Origin of the sequence: Erwinia phyllosphaerae (assembly GCF_019132875.1) — a bacterium.
Classification (GTDB): domain Bacteria; phylum Pseudomonadota; class Gammaproteobacteria; order Enterobacterales; family Enterobacteriaceae; genus Erwinia; species Erwinia phyllosphaerae.
On record NZ_JAHSPF010000002.1, the window covers coordinates 82,535 to 99,800 of the forward strand.

Here is a 17,266-nt window from a genome sequence, read left to right on the forward strand (position 1 = left end):
ATGGCTGATTACCAGGGTAAAAAAGTCGTCATTATTGGTCTGGGCGTAACGGGCCAGTCATGCGTTGACTTCTTTTTAGCGCGTGGCGTTACGCCGCGCGTCATGGATACCCGAATCGTGCCGCCAGGGCTGGAAAAGCTGCCGAAAAGCGTTGAGCGCTGGCTGGGTTCACTGAACGATAGCTGGCTGCAAAATGCCGATCTGATTGTGGCCAGTCCCGGTCTTGCGCTGAGTTCCCCGTCCTTGATTGCGGCGGCGGAAGCGGGCGTAGAAATTGTGGGCGACATCGAGCTTTTCTGCCGTGAAGCCCAGGCACCGATTGTAGCTATTACCGGTTCTAACGGTAAAAGTACCGTGACCACATTAGTTGGTGAAATGGCGAAGGCCGCAGGCTGGCAGGTTGGCGTTGGCGGTAATATTGGCCTGCCCGCGCTGACCCTGCTTGAGAAACCCGCGCAGCTTTACGTGCTGGAACTGTCAAGCTTCCAGCTGGAAACCACCCACAGCCTGAAGGCGGCGGCGGCGACCATCCTGAACGTGACGGAAGATCATATGGATCGCTATCCGCTTGGCATGCAGCAGTATCGAGCGGCCAAGCTGCGCGTTTACGAGCAGGCGAGCGTTTGCGTAGTTAATGCAGATGACGCGATGACCATGCCGGTACGCGGTGCGGACAAACGCTGCGTCAGCTTTGGCGTGGACGTGGGCGATTATCATCTCAATCGCCAGCAGGGAAATATCTGGCTGCGCGTAAAAGGCGAAAAAGTGCTGAATACAGATGAAATGACGCTCACAGGTCAGCACAACTATACCAACGCCCTGGCGGCGCTGGCGCTGGCCGATGCGGTCGGACTGCCGCGCTCTTCCAGCCTGAAAGCGTTAACCACGTTTAACGGGCTGGCGCACCGTTTTCAGCTGGCGTATGACCATAACGGCGTGCGCTGGATAAATGATTCAAAAGCGACCAACGTTGGCAGCACCGAAGCGGCGTTAAACGGCCTGCAGGTTAAGGGCACGCTCTGGCTCCTGCTGGGCGGCGACGGCAAATCAGCCGATTTCAGCCCGCTGGCTCCTTATCTACAAAAAGATAACGTGCGGATTTACTGTTTTGGACGTGATGCCGCAGAGCTTGCCGCACTGCGCCCGGAAACGGCGGTACAAACCACCACGATGCAGGAAGCTATGCAGCAGATAGCTGCAAAAGTGCAGCCGGGCGATATGGTTCTGCTGTCGCCAGCCTGCGCCAGTCTTGACCAGTTTAAAAACTTCGAGCAGCGCGGCGATATCTTCACCCAACTGGCAAAGGAGCTTGGCTGATGCGTGTACCTGGTTTAGGCATTGCCAACTGGTTATCAGAGCGCCTGAAGGAGTGGGTGATGGGCTCGCGCGAAAGCGACGCCAGCACCATGGTGCTTTATGACCGCACGCTGCTCTGGCTAACGATAGGGCTGGCGATTATCGGCTTTGTGATGGTGACTTCGGCTTCGATGCCGGTTGGCCAGCGCCTGTCGGACGATCCTTTCTATTTTGCCAAGCGCGATGCGTTTTATATCGTGCTGGCGTTTGGTATTGGGCTGGTGACGCTGCGCGTGCCGATGGCTTTCTGGCAGCGTTATAGCAACGTCATGCTGCTGATAACGGTAGTGATGCTGCTGATCGTTCTGGTCGTCGGCAGCTCGGTTAACGGGGCATCGCGCTGGATTGCGCTTGGCCCGCTGCGTATTCAGCCTGCGGAGCTTTCCAAGCTCTCGCTGTTTTGCTATCTCGCCAGCTATCTGGTGCGCAAAGTTGATGAGGTGCGTAACAACTTCTGGGGCTTCTGTAAGCCAATGGGCGTGATGGTAGTGCTGGCAGTATTGCTGCTGGCCCAGCCTGACCTGGGAACCGTGGTGGTGCTGTTCGTCACCACGCTGGCGATGCTGTTTCTGGCTGGCGCGAAACTCTGGCAGTTTCTGGCGATTATCGGCTCCGGTATCTTTGCCGTTTGCCTGCTGATCATTGCCGAACCTTACCGTATGCGCCGCGTAACTTCCTTCTGGAACCCGTGGGAAGATCCTTTCGGCAGCGGCTACCAGCTGACGCAGTCGCTGATGGCGTTTGGCCGCGGCGAATTCTGGGGGCAGGGCCTGGGGAACTCGGTGCAAAAACTGGAGTATTTACCCGAGGCGCACACGGACTTTATCTTCTCGATAATCGGTGAAGAGCTGGGTTATATCGGTGTGGTTTTAGCGCTGTTAATGGTATTCTTCGTCGCTTTTCGCGCGATGTCCATCGGGCGCCGCGCGCTGGAGCTTGACCAGCGTTTCGCTGGCTTTCTCGGCTGTTCAATTGGCGTCTGGTTTAGCTTCCAGGCGTTGGTTAACGTTGGCGCAGCAGCAGGTATGCTGCCGACCAAAGGGCTGACGCTGCCGCTAATCAGTTACGGCGGCTCCAGCCTGATTATTATGTCCACCGCCATCGTATTTTTATTACGTATAGATTATGAAACGCGTCTGGCAAAAGCCCAGGCGTTTACGCGAGGTAGTCGATGAAAGGGAAGCGGCTGATGGTGATGGCAGGCGGCACCGGCGGACATGTGTTCCCGGGACTGGCGGTCGCACACCATCTGATGGCGCAGGGCTGGCAGGTGCGCTGGCTCGGCACGGCTGACCGTATGGAAGCCGATCTGGTGCCAAAACACGGTATCGACATCGATTTTATTCGCATTAGCGGCCTGCGCGGTAAAGGGCTGAAAGCGCAGCTCGCCGCGCCGCTACGCATTTTCAACGCCGTGCGTCAGGCCAGAGCCATTATGAAGGCGTATCGGCCCGACGTGGTGCTGGGCATGGGAGGCTACGTTTCCGGGCCTGGCGGTCTGGCTGCGTGGAGCTGCGGCATTCCGGTGGTGCTGCATGAACAGAACGGCATTGCCGGCCTGACCAACAAATGGCTGGCGAAAATTGCCAAAAAGGTCATGCAGGCCTTTCCCGGCGCCTTTCCCACTGCGGATGTCGTGGGTAACCCTGTGCGTACTGACGTGCTGGCTCTGCCACTGCCTGCCGAGCGTATGGCCAACCGGAGCGGCCCGGTTCGCGTACTGGTCATTGGCGGTAGCCAGGGCGCTCGCGTACTGAACCAGACTCTGCCGCAGGTAGCGGCAACGCTTGGCGACAGCATCACCCTATGGCACCAGACGGGCAAAGGCGCGCTGGCTGAGGTTAACGAAGCCTATCGGCAGGTTGGCCAGACGCAGCATAAAGTAACCGAATTTATTGACGATATGGCGGCGGCCTACGCCTGGGCAGACGTGGTTGTCTGCCGCTCTGGCGCGCTGACGGTAAGCGAAGTGGCGGCCGCAGGTTTACCGGCCATTTTTGTGCCGTTTCAGCATAAAGATCGTCAGCAATACTGGAACGCGCTGCCGCTGGAAAAAGCGGGCGCGGCAAAAATTTACGAGCAGCCGCAGTTCACTGCACAGGCAGTAGCGCAGACGCTGGCCGCATGGGACAGGCAAACGCTTTTAGCGATGGCGGCGAAAGCCAGGGCCGTGGCAATCCCGGATGCAACCGAACGGGTTGCGGCTGAAGTCAGCAAAGCGGCGTTATAAATATGAGCATTCGTCTCGACACGGGTGCGGTAAAGCACCGACAGGCAAAAGAAATGAATACACAACAACTGGCGAAACTGCGTTCTATCGTGCCCGAGATGCGTCGCGTCCGGCACATTCACTTTGTTGGCATCGGTGGTGCCGGCATGGGCGGGATCGCCGAAGTGTTGGCCAATGAAGGCTATGAAATTAGCGGTTCCGATCTGGCACCAAACGCGGTTACGCAGCATCTGAGCGCGTTAGGCGCGACGATCTATTTTAATCATCGTCCGGAGAACGTCAGCGACGCCAGCGTGGTGGTCGTTTCCACCGCCGTATCGCAAGACAACCCGGAAATCATTGCGGCGCGTGAAGCCCGTATTCCGGTCATTCGCCGCGCAGAAATGCTGGCTGAACTGATGCGCTTTCGCCACGGTATTGCCGTAGCCGGTACGCACGGTAAAACCACCACCACGGCGATGGTTTCCAGTATTTATGCCGAAGGCGGTCTGGATCCGACGTTTGTTAACGGCGGTCTGGTCAAAGCGGCCGGTACCCATGCGCGCCTGGGCAGCAGTCGCTACCTGATCGCGGAAGCGGACGAAAGCGACGCTTCGTTTCTGCACCTACAGCCGATGGTGGCCATCGTCACCAATATCGAAGCTGACCACATGGATACCTATCAGGGCGACTTTGAAAACCTGAAGCAAACCTTTATCAACTTTTTGCACAATCTACCGTTCTATGGCCGTGCCGTGCTGTGCGTTGATGACGCGGTCATCCGCGATCTGATCCCGCGCGTAGGACGTCAGATTACCACTTACGGCTTTAGTGAAGATGCCGACGTGCGCATTGCCAGCTACGAGCAGCATGGCGCGCAGGGGCACTTTACGCTGGCTCGTCACGATAAGCCGCTGATGCGCGTTACGCTGAACGCGCCAGGCCGCCATAACGCGCTCAACGCGGCGGCAGCGGTTGCCGTTGCCACGGAAGAAGGCATTGACGACGATGAGATCCTGAGCGCGCTGGAAAGCTTTCAGGGCACCGGTCGCCGCTTTGATTTCCTGGGGGAGTATCCACTACAGGAAGTTAACGGCGTACAGGGTACCGCGATGCTGGTTGATGACTATGGTCACCATCCAACGGAAGTTGACGCAACGATCAAAGCGGCACGCGCTGGCTGGCCGGACAAGCAGCTGGTGATGATTTTCCAGCCGCACCGCTACACGCGTACACGCGATCTCTATGACGATTTTGCCAACGTTCTGTCGCAGGTTGACGTTCTGCTGATGCTGGATGTCTATTCGGCTGGCGAAACGCCGATTCCAGGCGCGGACAGCCGCTCGCTGTGCCGTACTATTCGCGGTCGCGGCAAGGTCGATCCTATTCTGGTGTCAGATCATGACGCCGTGCTGGAAATGCTGGCGCCAAAGCTGTCCGGCAACGATTTAATTCTGGTGCAGGGCGCAGGCAACGTTGGGCGCATTGCCCGCAAGCTTGCTGATGAAAAGTTACAACCGCAGATGAAAGAAGGTAATCATGGCTGAGAAAGTAGCAGTATTGCTGGGTGGTACTTCTGCGGAAAGAGAAGTTTCCCTGATGTCGGGCAACGCGGTACTGAAAGGGCTGACTGAAGCGGGTATTGACGCGCACGCCGTCGATATTCGTGATTTCCCGGTAACACGCCTGAAAGAAGAGGGCTTTGATAAAGCCTTTATCGCGCTGCACGGCCGCGGCGGCGAAGACGGTACGCTGCAAGGCCTGCTGGAGTTTCTCGCCATTCCTTATACCGGTAGCGGAGTAATGGCTTCGGCTATTACGATGGACAAGCTGCGTACTAAGCAGCTCTGGCAAGGTTGCGGCCTGCCGGTTTCGCCTTACGTAGCGATTACCCGTAAAGAGATGGATGCCGGACTGAGCGAAGAGACGCGTTCGCGGATTACTGCCCTGGGCCTGCCGCTTTTTGTCAAACCAAGCAGCGAAGGCTCCAGCGTTGGCATAAGCCGCGTTAACCAGGCTGACTCGCTTCAGGCCGCGCTGGATGAGGCTTTTCGCCATGACGACGACGTGCTGGTGGAAGCCTTTCTCAGCGGTCCGGAATATACCGTAGCGGTGCTTGGCGACGATATTCTGCCTTCAATCCGCATTCAGGTCGCTTCTGAGTTCTATGACTATGAAGCTAAATACTTTTCTGACGATACTCAGTACTTCTGCCCAAGCGGTTTAACGGCTGAACGGGAAGCTGAACTGAGCGAAATCGTGATTAAGGCGTGGCGCGCGCTGGGCTGTAGCGGCTGGGGACGCGTTGACCTGATGATGGGCGGCGACGGCCAGTTTTATCTGCTGGAAGTGAATACGTCACCCGGCATGACCAGCCATAGCCTGGTGCCAATGGCGGCTAAACAGGCCGGCATGAGCTTCTCACAGCTGGTCGCGCGCATTCTGGAACTGGCGGACTGATATGTCCCAGGCTGCTTTGAATGTTCGCAATCGCGAGGCGCAGGAAAAAGTGCGCACCGGCCGCAGCAACGGTTCGCGGCTGGCCGGCATTCTTTTCCTGATTATCGTGCTTGGTATCATGTCGGCCGGTGGCTATGTCGTGGTCAAATGGATGAACGACGCCTCCCGGCTGCCGCTGTCGAGGCTGGTGGTCACGGGACAGATGCACTACACCACTAACGACGACATTCGCCAGGCAATTTTATCGTTAGGTTCGCCCGGCACGTTTATGTCGCAGGATGTGGACGTGATCCAGCAACAGATTGAACGTCTGCCCTGGATTCAGCAGGTTAGCGTACGTAAGCAATGGCCGGACGAATTAAAGATTCATCTGGTTGAATATGTGCCGGTTGCCCGCTGGAATGACCTGCACCTGGTGGATGCCAGCGGAAAGTCTTTTAGCGTACCGGCTAACCATCTCGGCAAAGAGGCTATGCCGATGCTGTATGGTCCGGAAGGCAGCGAATCAGAAGTGCTGGCAGGCTATCACCAGATGAGCGACCTGCTGGCCGCCAGCAAATTTAAATTGAAGGCGGCGTCAATGACCGCGCGGCGCTCATGGCAGCTGGTGCTGGAAGACGATACGCGCCTGGAGCTGGGACGCAACGAGGATATTAAGCGGCTGAAACGGTTTATTCAGCTCTATCCAACGTTGCAGCAGCAGGCGCAAACGGAAAATAAGCGTATCAGTTACGTGGACCTGCGATATGACTCTGGCGCGGCAGTAGGCTGGGCGCCGCCACTCATTCCGACCACTGACGGTAATAAGCAACAGAATCAGGCACAGGTTAAACAACAATGATCAAGGCGACGGACAGAAAACTGGTAGTTGGACTGGAAATCGGCACCGCGAAGGTCGCCGCTTTGGTAGGGGAAATTTTGCCCGATGGCATGGTTAACATCATCGGCGTGGGCAGCTGTCCTTCGCGCGGCATGGACAAAGGCGGCGTCAACGATCTGGAATCGGTAGTAAAATGCGTGCAGCGCGCTATCGATCAGGCGGAGCTGATGGCGGATTGCCAGATTTCATCGGTTTATCTCGCCTTATCCGGAAAACATATCAGTTGCCAGAACGAAATAGGGATGGTTCCTATTTCCGAAGAAGAAGTGACCCAGGAAGATGTGGAAAATGTGGTGCACACCGCAAAATCCGTGCGTGTTCGTGACGAACACCGAATTTTGCACGTTATTCCGCAAGAATACGCTATCGATTACCAGGAAGGGATCAAAAACCCGGTAGGATTGTCCGGCGTTCGCATGCAGGCAAAGGTGCATTTGATCACCTGTCATAACGATATGGCGAAAAACATCGTAAAAGCAGTTGAACGATGCGGCCTGAAAGTTGACCAACTGATCTTTGCCGGCCTGGCTTCCAGTTTTGCCGTCCTGACGGAAGATGAACGCGAACTGGGCGTTTGCGTTGTGGACGTTGGTGGCGGCACAATGGACATTGCTGTCTATACTGGCGGTGCGCTGCGCCATACCAAGGTTATCCCGTATGCAGGTAACGTGGTTACCAGCGATATCGCTTACGCGTTTGGCACGCCGCCAACCGACGCAGAAGCCATTAAGGTTCGTCACGGCTGCGCGCTGGGTTCAATTGTTGGCAAAGACGAAAACGTCGAGGTGCCGAGCGTAGGTGGACGTCCGCCGCGTAGCCTGCAACGGCAGACGCTGGCTGAGGTTATCGAGCCGCGTTATACCGAGCTGCTAAACCTGGTTAATGACGAAATCCTGCAACTGCAGGAGCAGCTTCGCCAGCAGGGCGTGAAGCATCATTTGGCCGCAGGTATTGTTCTTACCGGCGGCGCGGCGCAGATTGAAGGCCTGGCGGCCTGTGCCCAGCGGGTATTTCATACCCAGGTACGTATCGGCCAGCCGCTGAACATTACCGGCCTGACAGATTATGCGCAGGAGCCTTACTACTCAACGGCGGTAGGGCTTCTGCACTACGGAAAAGAGTCTCACCTTAGCGGTGAGGCGGATGTGGAAAAAAGAGCCTCAGTGGGCAACTGGTTCAAGCGAATCAACAGCTGGCTGAGAAAAGAGTTTTAATTTAGAGAAAAGGAGATCATGCTAGGCTTATTTTGTGATCTCCAGGCGACAGGCACATAACGGAGAGAAATTATGTTTGAACCTATGGAATTAACCAATGACGCGGTGATTAAAGTCATCGGCGTCGGCGGCGGCGGCGGTAACGCCGTAGAGCATATGGTGCGTGAGCGCATCGAAGGCGTTGAATTCTTTGCCGTGAATACCGATGCCCAGGCGTTGCGTAAAACGGCAGTAGGCCAGACCATTCAAATCGGTAACGGTATTACCAAAGGTCTGGGTGCGGGTGCAAACCCGGAAGTAGGCCGCAATTCAGCCGAAGAAGACCGTGAAGCCCTGCGTCAGGCGCTGGAAGGCGCTGATATGGTGTTTATCGCCGCAGGCATGGGTGGCGGTACCGGTACCGGTGCTGCGCCAGTGGTTGCCGAAGTGGCAAAAGATTTGGGTATCCTGACCGTAGCCGTCGTCACTAAGCCTTTCAATTTTGAAGGCAAAAAGCGTATGGCCTTTGCGGAGCAGGGTATCGCCGAGCTGTCCAAGCATGTAGATTCTCTGATTACTATTCCAAACGACAAGCTGCTCAAAGTATTGGGTCGCGGTATCTCTCTGCTGGACGCGTTTGGCGCGGCCAACGACGTGCTGAAAGGCGCGGTGCAGGGTATTGCTGAACTGATTACCCGTCCTGGCCTGATGAACGTCGACTTTGCCGACGTGCGCACCGTGATGTCCGAAATGGGCTACGCGATGATGGGTTCCGGCGTCGCCTGCGGTGAAGACCGTGCGGAAGAAGCTGCCGAGATGGCCATTTCCAGCCCGCTTCTGGAAGATATCGACCTTTCTGGCGCTCGCGGCGTGCTGGTTAACATCACGGCCGGTTTCGATCTGCGCCTGGATGAATTTGAAACCGTGGGTAACACTATCCGCGCCTTTGCTTCCGATAATGCGACCGTGGTAATTGGTACGTCGCTGGATCCGGAAATGAACGACGAGCTGCGTGTAACCGTAGTTGCGACCGGTATCGGCATGGACAAACGTCCGGAAATCACGCTGGTGACCAATAAGCAGACTCAGGCACCGGTCATGGATCACCGCTATCAGCAGCACGGTATGGCACCGCTGCCGCAGGAGCAAAAACCTGCAGCGGCAAAAGTGGTCAACGAGCCTGGCACGCAAACTAACAAAGAGCCTGACTATCTGGATATTCCGGCCTTCCTGCGCAAGCAGGCGGACTAAGAATTTCCTGAAGTTGGGGTTCTCCGCTCTTTGTGTTAAAGTGTTCGCCCGTCAGTGATTTATACTGACGGTCGGATGAGTAATTTTGCGAGATAATGCGATGATCAAACAACGGACACTAAAACGTACTGTTCAGGCGACTGGCGTCGGTTTGCATACCGGCAAAAAAGTCACCCTGACGCTACGCCCTGCGCCGGCTAATACCGGGGTCATCTATCGTCGCACTGACTTGAATCCACCGGTTGATTTCCCGGCTGATGCCAAATCCGTGCGTGATACCATGCTCTGTACTTGCCTGGTTAATGAGCATGACGTGCGTATTTCAACGGTCGAACACCTGAACGCAGCCCTGGCAGGCCTTGGCATTGATAATATCGTGGTGGAAGTGAACGCGCCTGAAATTCCTATTATGGATGGTAGCGCCGCCCCCTTTATCTATCTGCTGATGGACGCCGGTATCCAGGAGCTGAACAAGGCGAAAAAATTTGTGCGCATCAAACAGCCCGTGCGGGTTGAAGATGGTGACAAATGGGCCGAAATGAAGCCGCATAACGGGTTTAAACTCGATTTTACTATCGATTTTAAACACCCGGCAATCGACGCCAGCTCGCAGCGCTACAGCATGGATTTCTCCGCTGAAGCCTTTGCTCGCCAGATTAGCCGTGCTCGTACGTTTGGCTTTATGCGCGATATCGAAGCGCTGCAGTCTCGTGGTCTCTGCCTGGGCGGCAGCATGGACTGTGCTATCGTGGTGGATGACTATCGCGTGCTGAACGAAGACGGCCTGCGTTTTGAAGACGAATTCGTACGTCACAAAATGCTGGATGCTATTGGCGACCTGTTTATGTGCGGTCACAACATCATTGGTGCGTTTACCGCATACAAAGGTGGTCACGCGCTGAACAACAAGCTGCTGCAGACCGTGCTGGCAAGGCAGGAAGCCTGGGAATGGGCAACGTTTGAAGACGAAGCCGAACTTCCGGTAACCTTCCAGGCACCGAATCTGGTGCTGGCATAAGCCTATTTATTACGACTGGTTGAGCGGGCACTCTCTCCGGCCAGCAAGGCCAGTCGTTCTAATGTTTTCTTCAGTTTTTCCGGGCTACGGCTCGCGACTCCCCGTAATATTTCCGCACTTTGTTCACTGAGCTGACGACCCGGGCTTTGCTCCTTTTGATGTCGATCGCTGCTTTCCTGCACGTTTTCCTGCGCTTTTGCCGCTAACGTTGGATTTATCCTGATGTCGATTGACGTCAATGATGGTAATATTTGCGCTCGTAAAGCTGACAGCAGGCTGGATTGTTCATAGCGTAAGCGCATCATCCAGCTGGCATTAGCCGTTTCAAGCACCAGAACGCCCTGGCGAAAATTAGCCACGCGGCACCAGGGATGTAGCTGTGCCGGGATAATTCCCTGCAGCGCACGGTTCAGCTTGTTCAGCGCGATTGCGCGTTGCTGAATGGATTGCAGCATACTCTGGCCTTCGGTAGCTTCGAAAAAACTTTCAATTGATTGCGGGCGACTATCGCGCATAGCAGGCTCCGGCGGAAAACAGTGGGTATTCTTAATCGTTGGCGACAATTTGGCAGACTCTATTTCTGGCCGCATCTCCTGTTGGGGATGGTCGCGGCGAGCTTTGGTCTGCCTCACGCCTCGGGTGATACCTTACCAGAAACGGCTTCCAGAAGCCTTAATATCAACAGCAGCGTGCGTTTCGATAGCCTCGCGCTGCTGCAGGTTCGCCGGGCCAGCTTCAATGTGGATTACTGGCATCAGCATGCCATCCGCACCGTCATCCGCCATCTCTCTTTCACGTTAACGCCCGTCAGCACGGTGGTCGAGCAGGCTTCACCGCTTGATGTTCACCAGCTGGCACTGCTGGATACGCTGAATGCCTTGCTGACCCACGAAGCCCGGCCTCCGGCAATCGTGCGTTATACGGCACAGCAGCAAACCTCCGCCACGCCTCGCTATCAGCCAGGCCTGTGGCTGGCACGCGTTCAGGGTATCCGTGCCGGGCCTGCTTCACTCGCATAAATCAACTATAGTTCCCCCTTAAAAGTTTAGTGATGCACTGTGAAGCAGTGGCTGAGAGAATATTTTTATTATGTTAATCAAATTATTAACCAAGGTTTTTGGCAGCAGCAACGATCGTACACTGCGCCGCATGCGCAAAGTGGTTGAGCAGATCAACAAGATGGAACCGGATTTCGAGAAGCTCTCCGACGACGAGCTGAAAGCGAAAACCGTCGAGTTTCGCGCCCGCCTGGAAAAAGGCGAAGTGCTGGAGACGCTGATCCCGGAAGCCTTCGCTACCGTCCGCGAAGCCAGTAAACGTGTTTTCGGCATGCGCCACTTTGACGTTCAGCTGCTGGGCGGCATGGTGTTAAACGATCGCTGCATCGCGGAGATGCGTACTGGTGAAGGTAAAACTCTTACCGCAACGCTACCGGCATACCTGAACGCGCTCAGCGGCAAAGGCGTACACGTGGTCACGGTGAACGACTACCTGGCGCAGCGCGATGCGGAAAATAACCGTGCGCTGTTTGAATTCCTGGGACTGACTATCGGCATTAACCTGCCGGGCATGCCAGCGCCAGCCAAGCGTGAAGCTTACGCGGCCGACATCACTTACGGCACCAACAACGAATATGGTTTTGACTACCTGCGTGACAACATGGCCTTCAGCCCTGAAGATCGCGTACAGCGTAAGCTGAACTATGCGCTGGTGGATGAGGTCGACTCCATCCTGATTGATGAAGCGCGTACGCCGCTGATCATCTCCGGTCCGGCAGAAGACAGCTCTGAACTTTACATCAAAGTTAATAAAATCATTCCTTATCTGATCCGCCAGGAAAAAGAAGATTCCGATACTTTCCAGGGCGAAGGCCATTTCTCCGTGGATGAAAAAGGTCGCCAGGTCCATTTGACCGAGCGCGGTCTGATGAAGGTAGAAGAGCTGCTGGTCAGCGAAGGCATCATGGAAGAGGGCGAGTCGCTTTACTCGCCTGGCAACATTATGATGATGCACCACGTTACTGCGGCGCTGCGTGCTCACGCCCTGTTTACGCGTGACGTTGACTATATCGTTAAAGATGGCGAAGTCATCATCGTCGACGAACATACCGGCCGTACCATGCAGGGGCGTCGCTGGTCTGACGGTTTGCACCAGGCGGTAGAAGCGAAAGAAGGCGTCGAGATCCAGAACGAAAACCAGACGCTGGCTTCCATTACCTTCCAGAACTACTTCCGTCTTTATAACAAGCTGGCCGGGATGACCGGTACGGCCGATACCGAAGCCTTCGAGTTCAGCTCTATCTACAAGCTGGAAACCATCGTGGTTCCTACCAACCGTCCGATGGTGCGTAAAGATCTGCCCGATCTGGTCTACATGTCTGAAAAAGAGAAGATCGACGCGATCATCGAAGACATCCGCGAGCGTACCGCTAACGGCCAGCCGGTGCTGGTGGGGACTATCTCCATTGAAAAATCAGAAGTGGTATCAGCTGAGCTGACCCGCGCCGGCATCAAGCACGCGGTTCTGAACGCCAAGTTCCACGCACGCGAAGCGGATATTGTGGCTCAGGCCGGTCAGCCTGGCGCAGTAACTATCGCCACCAATATGGCGGGTCGCGGTACGGATATCGTGCTGGGTGGTAGCTGGCAGGCGGAGATCGCCGAGCTGGAATCGCCAACGGCAGAGCAGATTGACGCGATTAAGAGCGCATGGAAAATCCGTCACGATGCAGTACTGGCATCCGGCGGTCTGCATATTATCGGTACCGAGCGTCATGAATCACGCCGTATTGATAACCAGCTGCGTGGTCGTTCCGGCCGTCAGGGCGATAACGGTTCATCCCGTTTCTATCTGTCGATGGAAGATGCGCTGATGCGTATTTTTGCTTCCGACCGCGTGTCTAACATGATGCGTAAACTGGGCATGAAGCCAGGCGAGGCGATTGAGCACCCGTGGGTGACCAAGGCCATTGCCAACGCCCAGCGCAAAGTTGAGAGCCGCAACTTCGATATTCGTAAGCAGCTGCTGGAATATGATGATGTGGCTAACGACCAGCGCCGCGCCATTTATACCCAGCGTAATGAACTGCTGGATGTGGCGGACGTTTCTGAAACCATTGCCAGCATCCGCGAAGACGTGTTTAAAAGCACGATTGATACCTATATTCCACCGCAGTCGCTGGAGGAAATGTGGGACGTGGCTGGTCTGCAGGAACGTCTGAAAAACGACTTTGACCTGGAACTGCCGATTGCTGAATGGCTGGATAAAGAGCCGGAACTGCATGAAGAGACGCTGCGTGAGCGCATCATGGTGCAGGCGAACGAACAGTATCAGCGTAAGGAAGAAGTGGTTGGCGTTGAGATGATGCGTAACTTCGAAAAAGGCGTGATGCTGCAAACGCTGGATTCGCTGTGGAAAGAGCATCTGGCGGCCATGGACTATCTGCGCCAGGGTATTCACCTGCGCGGCTATGCGCAGAAAGATCCTAAGCAGGAGTACAAGCGCGAATCCTTCGCTATGTTTGCTGCAATGCTTGAGTCGCTGAAGTATGAAGTGATCAGCACGCTGTGCAAGGTTCAGGTACGCATGCCGGAAGAAGTAGAGGCAATGGAAGAGCAGCGCCGCGAAGAAGCCGAGCGTCTGGCGCAGCAGCAGCAGCTAAGCCATGTGGATACAGAAACGGAAGCGGCAATAGCGCTGGCTGATCAAACCGGCGAGCGCAAAGTAGGCCGTAACGATCCTTGTCCTTGCGGTTCAGGTAAGAAATACAAGCAGTGCCACGGTCGCCTGGCGTAAGTCAGCGGCAGGTAGCATAACCAGAGCCGGGGATTTCCCCGGCTTTTTGCATTTTAACAGGCTGACTGCTAGCCATACTGCCAGAGAAAGACTGCCCAGCCGGCAAAAGCCAGCGCTGGCCCAAACGGAAAAGGCGTATCCAGCGGGTGACCGTTCATTAACCATGCGGCGAACAGTGCCGCTATGGCGATAAGCGTTGCCACCAGTACGATCCACGGCAGCCGCTCCGGGCCTGTCCACGCCCCTAATGCCGCCAGCAGCTTGGCGTCGCCCAGCCCCAGCCCCTCTTTATTTCTTAACAGCCAGTAGCCTCTTGAAAGCAGCCAGAGCGCACCATAACCGCCTGCCGCGCCGTAAATAGCCTGTTCTGGCTTCAGCCCCGGCAGTGCGCCTGCCGCTACTGCCAGTAACCCAAGCCATAGCAGAGGCAGCGTCAACACGTCCGGCAGCAGCAGCGTTTTGCAGTCCGTCAGCGCCAGTATTAACAGCGTCCAGCTCAGCAATATCGCCAGTAACCACAGGCTGACGGGCATCTGCCCTATCACCACCAGCGCCATCGCCAGCAACACCAGCATGATTAGTATCTGTTCCCGACGGCTAAATATCTGACCCATTTTTCACCCCTTGCCTTATCCATAAGCCGGCGATTTACGCCGTTTCCTTTGCGCCTCGTTAAAGGCGGCCGAGCAAAATTCTACCTGCTGTTTTCAGCGTTGTATCGCCGGGCGGCTGTTTTCATGTCGTTACATAATGGGTTTTCGAAACGTGCCGCAAATTACGGCCATGACTTGTCATTACGCGGCGCGGCTGGAATAGTGGCGGAGTATTGAAGCTATTCAGAGAGTACTTATGAAACAGTTGCAGGTAGCAGTAGGGATTATCCGCGATAAAAATCAAAATATATTTTTGACCCAGCGTGCAGCAAAAGGGCACATGGCCAACCGCTGGGAGTTTCCCGGCGGGAAAATCGAAGCGGGCGAGACGCCAGAACAGGCGCTCAAACGTGAGTTACAGGAGGAAACGGGGATAGATGCGCTGGATGTCCAGGCCTGCGGGAGCGCCATCCATGCGGAAACCGGGCTACAGATAACGCTGCATTTTTTCCTGGTAGAAGAGTGGCGTGGCGAACCTTACGGCCGTGAAGGGCAGCCGCAGCGTTGGGTTGCCCAGCAGGCCCTGCTGGCATCGGAGTTTCCTCCCGCTAATGCGGATCTGATTGCACGCCTGCAGTCCGGGTTAATCTAACCTGTTATGACTCTGCTGCCAGCATCAACGGGCAGCAGAGCAAATTCAATGCCGGCCGCGCCTCTTTAATAGCGATCTTTCGGCTCTTCGCTCCATTCATCGCTGTCTGAAAGGTCGCTTTCGCTGGCAATACGTTTCTCTTCATTGGCCCATTCGCCTAAGTCGATCAGCTGACAGCGCTTGCTGCAGAAAGGTCGCCAGGGGCTTAGCTCGTCCCAGATTACCTCTTTGTTACAGGTTGGGCAGTTAACGGTCATTACTTCATTCATGGATAGTTACCTCAGCAGCAGGCAAGTTGAAAATCGAGGCGCGCCGGTACCTCGCCGTGCTCACTGTCGAGCGGCAGAAAACGAATCGCGTAGCGGCTTTTGTGGCCGGAAACCTGCGGATAAAGCGAGTCTTCCAGCACCAGCTGCAAACGAAGCAGATCGGCACCTTCGGCATTGTCCTGATAAAAACCATTCAGGCTGGTTTGATGACGGAAAGCGCCCGACTGGCGGATCAGATCAAGGATTAGCGTTAACGCCTCGCGGATTGGCGACAGGGATGCCATCCACAGCGCTACCTGGCGGTCACGTTTCTCTTGCTCAATATGAAGCCAGATATGCAACGTAGGCAGATCAAAACTACAGCAGCCGCCCGGAATGCTCAGACGCTGGCGAACCAGGCCTATCAGGCGATCCTCGCGCAGTAGCTGACCCATGCGCGGAGCCGCCATCAGCGCGGCTGAACGTGACTTAAGACTGTCATGCAGAGTGTGAACTACATTCATATCAACGCCCGGTACTTCGGCCCAGGCGCGCAGTTTCTGCTGCTGCTTATCTAACTCTTTAACGATTTCGGTACGCAGTTCGCCTCGCTCAAAGACATCCAGCAGCTCTGCCGCGTTGCGGAAAAAGGTCAGCGCGCTAAGCGAATCAACAATGGTAGTGCTGCTTGCTAACTGATTGATAAGAAATTCAATACGCAACCAGGTACGCATTTTTTCATTCAAAGGGTACTCAAATAAAACCGTTGTGCTCATGCTTGTTAATCCTGGTCTGTTGCTTCCGCCAGCTGGCGATAACGCCTGTCCAGCAGGGCAACTCTGGCAGCCACATCATCTTGTGAGCCACCGTTATCAATTATGTCATCGGCTACCGCAAGCCGCGCTTCACGCGTTGCCTGCGCCGCCAAAATTTGTTCAGCCTGTTCCCGGCTGACGGCATCTCGTGCCATGGTTCTTGCCAGCTGCGTCTCGCGATCAACATCAACCACCAGCACCCGGTCAGCCAAATGGCACAGGTTATTTTCAACCAGCAAGGGAACGACCCACAAACACCAGACCGAGCGGCTAAGCGCCAGCTGGCGACGAGTCTCAAGTTGGATCAGCGGATGCAGAAGCGCATTCAGCCAGGCCTTGTCCGCTTCGGCACTGAAAATTCGCTGGCGCAAAGCGGCACGATCCAGCGTGCCGTCAGGTTGTATCACGGCCGTACCGAATTTTTCACGGATAGCCTCAAGGGCAGGTTGCCCGGGTTGCACAACCTGACGGGCAATGACGTCGGCGTCAACGATATCCACGCCTCTTGCTGCGAAGGCATTGGCAATGGTGGTTTTTCCGCTGCCGATACCACCGGTCAACGCAACAGTATAGCTCATAAGCCTCGACTCTCACGGCTCTGATGTGGATGCATCCGGTAAAGTAACCAACGTTTCTGGCGTTTACTGGCTCAAACTGAGGTGCAGATCACATGAGAGAATCACAGATAAATTTATCGGATTGTAGCGTAAATAAACCTGTTTTCGCAGTCTTGCCCGCGCGTTTTTAGCGCGTATGATAATTCTACTGGAGCTGGCTGCAGCCTCCAATCATCAGA

General features: G+C 55.5%; 17 protein-coding genes. 12 read left to right on the forward strand and 5 right to left on the reverse strand.

Features of this window, described 5'->3' with window-relative positions; translation table 11 throughout:
* From murD to lpxC, 9 genes are all read left to right on the forward strand, one after another.
* Positions 1-1,317, forward strand: a complete 1,317-nt coding sequence (murD, locus tag KUE00_RS03660) for a UDP-N-acetylmuramoyl-L-alanine--D-glutamate ligase (protein ID WP_246758650.1) — start codon at positions 1-3, stop codon at positions 1,315-1,317.
* Positions 1,317-2,531, forward strand: a complete 1,215-nt coding sequence (gene ftsW, locus KUE00_RS03665; protein WP_246758170.1) for a cell division protein FtsW — start codon at positions 1,317-1,319, stop codon at positions 2,529-2,531. The genes murD and ftsW overlap by 1 nt, the downstream gene beginning before the upstream one ends.
* A complete protein-coding gene (murG, locus tag KUE00_RS03670) occupies positions 2,528-3,586 on the forward strand; it encodes an undecaprenyldiphospho-muramoylpentapeptide beta-N-acetylglucosaminyltransferase (RefSeq protein ID WP_246758172.1) in 1,059 nt (352 codons plus the stop codon). The genes ftsW and murG overlap by 4 nt, the downstream gene beginning before the upstream one ends.
* A gap of 53 nt (positions 3,587-3,639) precedes the next feature.
* Positions 3,640-5,112 (forward strand): UDP-N-acetylmuramate--L-alanine ligase, encoded by a 1,473-nt coding sequence (gene murC, locus KUE00_RS03675; RefSeq protein WP_246758173.1) that lies wholly within the window; start codon positions 3,640-3,642, stop codon positions 5,110-5,112.
* Complete coding sequence (locus tag KUE00_RS03680) at positions 5,105-6,025, forward strand: D-alanine--D-alanine ligase (RefSeq protein ID WP_246758174.1); 921 nt, start codon at positions 5,105-5,107, stop codon at positions 6,023-6,025. Before murC ends, KUE00_RS03680 begins: the two co-directional genes overlap by 8 nt.
* Position 6,026: 1 nt before the next feature.
* Positions 6,027-6,866 carry a cell division protein FtsQ gene (gene ftsQ / locus KUE00_RS03685; RefSeq protein WP_246758175.1) on the forward strand — a complete coding sequence of 280 codons (840 nt, stop codon included), beginning with the start codon at positions 6,027-6,029 and terminating at the stop codon, positions 6,864-6,866.
* The gene (gene ftsA, locus KUE00_RS03690; RefSeq protein ID WP_024967068.1) at positions 6,863-8,119 is read left to right on the forward strand and encodes a cell division protein FtsA; all 1,257 of its coding nucleotides are present in this window, start codon (positions 6,863-6,865) and stop codon (positions 8,117-8,119) included. The genes ftsQ and ftsA overlap by 4 nt, the downstream gene beginning before the upstream one ends.
* A gap of 72 nt (positions 8,120-8,191) precedes the next feature.
* Entirely contained in the window at positions 8,192-9,349 is a 1,158-nt protein-coding gene (ftsZ, locus tag KUE00_RS03695; RefSeq protein WP_246758176.1) for a cell division protein FtsZ, read from the forward strand.
* 100 nt (positions 9,350-9,449) lie between these two features.
* Positions 9,450-10,367 carry a UDP-3-O-acyl-N-acetylglucosamine deacetylase gene (gene lpxC / locus KUE00_RS03700; protein ID WP_246758177.1) on the forward strand — a complete coding sequence of 306 codons (918 nt, stop codon included), beginning with the start codon at positions 9,450-9,452 and terminating at the stop codon, positions 10,365-10,367.
* A 2-nt stretch (positions 10,368-10,369) separates the two neighbouring features.
* Here the strand turns inward: lpxC and KUE00_RS03705 are convergent, their stop codons facing one another.
* Positions 10,370-10,882 carry a DUF721 domain-containing protein gene (locus KUE00_RS03705; protein ID WP_246758178.1) on the reverse strand — a complete coding sequence of 171 codons (513 nt, stop codon included), beginning with the start codon at positions 10,880-10,882 and terminating at the stop codon, positions 10,370-10,372.
* Positions 10,883-10,903: 21 nt separating this feature from the next.
* Here KUE00_RS03705 and secM point away from each other — a divergent pair, with 21 nt between their 5' ends.
* Entirely contained in the window at positions 10,904-11,386 is a 483-nt protein-coding gene (gene secM, locus KUE00_RS03710) for a secA translation cis-regulator SecM (protein WP_246758180.1), read from the forward strand.
* Between the two features lie 70 nt (positions 11,387-11,456).
* Positions 11,457-14,162, forward strand: a complete 2,706-nt coding sequence (secA, locus tag KUE00_RS03715; protein ID WP_246758181.1) for a preprotein translocase subunit SecA — start codon at positions 11,457-11,459, stop codon at positions 14,160-14,162.
* Between the two features lie 68 nt (positions 14,163-14,230).
* On the opposite strand, the gene KUE00_RS03720 is transcribed toward secA, so the two are convergent.
* The gene (locus KUE00_RS03720; RefSeq protein ID WP_246758182.1) at positions 14,231-14,776 is read right to left on the reverse strand and encodes a prepilin peptidase; all 546 of its coding nucleotides are present in this window, start codon (positions 14,774-14,776) and stop codon (positions 14,231-14,233) included.
* Positions 14,777-15,011: 235 nt separating this feature from the next.
* On the opposite strand from KUE00_RS03720, the gene mutT reads away from it, so the two are divergent.
* The gene (gene mutT, locus KUE00_RS03725) at positions 15,012-15,407 is read left to right on the forward strand and encodes an 8-oxo-dGTP diphosphatase MutT (protein WP_246758183.1); all 396 of its coding nucleotides are present in this window, start codon (positions 15,012-15,014) and stop codon (positions 15,405-15,407) included.
* Positions 15,408-15,472: 65 nt separating this feature from the next.
* Here the strand turns inward: mutT and yacG are convergent, their stop codons facing one another.
* Genes yacG through coaE form a run of 3 tightly spaced genes read right to left on the reverse strand, consistent with a single transcriptional unit; the run spans position 15,473 to position 17,048 of the window.
* On the reverse strand, positions 15,473-15,676 hold the full coding sequence (gene yacG / locus KUE00_RS03730) for a DNA gyrase inhibitor YacG (RefSeq protein WP_246758185.1): 204 nt from the start codon (positions 15,674-15,676) through the stop codon (positions 15,473-15,475).
* Between the two features lie 11 nt (positions 15,677-15,687).
* Positions 15,688-16,431: a cell division protein ZapD gene (gene zapD / locus KUE00_RS03735; protein ID WP_246758186.1), complete on the reverse strand. Its 744-nt coding sequence runs from the start codon at positions 16,429-16,431 to the stop codon at positions 15,688-15,690.
* A 5-nt stretch (positions 16,432-16,436) separates the two neighbouring features.
* On the reverse strand, positions 16,437-17,048 hold the full coding sequence (coaE, locus tag KUE00_RS03740; protein WP_246758187.1) for a dephospho-CoA kinase: 612 nt from the start codon (positions 17,046-17,048) through the stop codon (positions 16,437-16,439).
* Between the last annotated feature and the right edge of the window lie 218 nt (positions 17,049-17,266).

Bases quoted from the DNA above. Each gene is read 5' to 3' on its own strand.
- KUE00_RS03705 (WP_246758178.1), bottom strand. From the start codon at position 10,882: ATGCGCGATAGTCGCCCGCAATCAATTGAAAGTTTTTTCGAAGCTACC.
- mutT (WP_246758183.1), top strand. From the start codon at position 15,012: ATGAAACAGTTGCAGGTAGCAGTAGGGATTATCCGCGATAAAAATCAA.
- KUE00_RS03680 (WP_246758174.1), top strand. From the start codon at position 5,105: ATGGCTGAGAAAGTAGCAGTATTGCTGGGTGGTACTTCTGCGGAAAGA.
- ftsA (WP_024967068.1), top strand. From the start codon at position 6,863: ATGATCAAGGCGACGGACAGAAAACTGGTAGTTGGACTGGAAATCGGC.
- yacG (WP_246758185.1), bottom strand. From the start codon at position 15,676: ATGAATGAAGTAATGACCGTTAACTGCCCAACCTGTAACAAAGAGGTA.
- zapD (WP_246758186.1), bottom strand. From the start codon at position 16,431: ATGAGCACAACGGTTTTATTTGAGTACCCTTTGAATGAAAAAATGCGT.
- ftsW (WP_246758170.1), top strand. From the start codon at position 1,317: ATGCGTGTACCTGGTTTAGGCATTGCCAACTGGTTATCAGAGCGCCTG.
- ftsQ (WP_246758175.1), top strand. From the start codon at position 6,027: ATGTCCCAGGCTGCTTTGAATGTTCGCAATCGCGAGGCGCAGGAAAAA.
- secA (WP_246758181.1), top strand. From the start codon at position 11,457: ATGTTAATCAAATTATTAACCAAGGTTTTTGGCAGCAGCAACGATCGT.
- murC (WP_246758173.1), top strand. From the start codon at position 3,640: ATGAATACACAACAACTGGCGAAACTGCGTTCTATCGTGCCCGAGATG.
- coaE (WP_246758187.1), bottom strand. From the start codon at position 17,048: ATGAGCTATACTGTTGCGTTGACCGGTGGTATCGGCAGCGGAAAAACC.
- KUE00_RS03720 (WP_246758182.1), bottom strand. From the start codon at position 14,776: ATGGGTCAGATATTTAGCCGTCGGGAACAGATACTAATCATGCTGGTG.
- ftsZ (WP_246758176.1), top strand. From the start codon at position 8,192: ATGTTTGAACCTATGGAATTAACCAATGACGCGGTGATTAAAGTCATC.
- murG (WP_246758172.1), top strand. From the start codon at position 2,528: ATGAAAGGGAAGCGGCTGATGGTGATGGCAGGCGGCACCGGCGGACAT.
- murD (WP_246758650.1), top strand. From the start codon at position 1: ATGGCTGATTACCAGGGTAAAAAAGTCGTCATTATTGGTCTGGGCGTA.
- lpxC (WP_246758177.1), top strand. From the start codon at position 9,450: ATGATCAAACAACGGACACTAAAACGTACTGTTCAGGCGACTGGCGTC.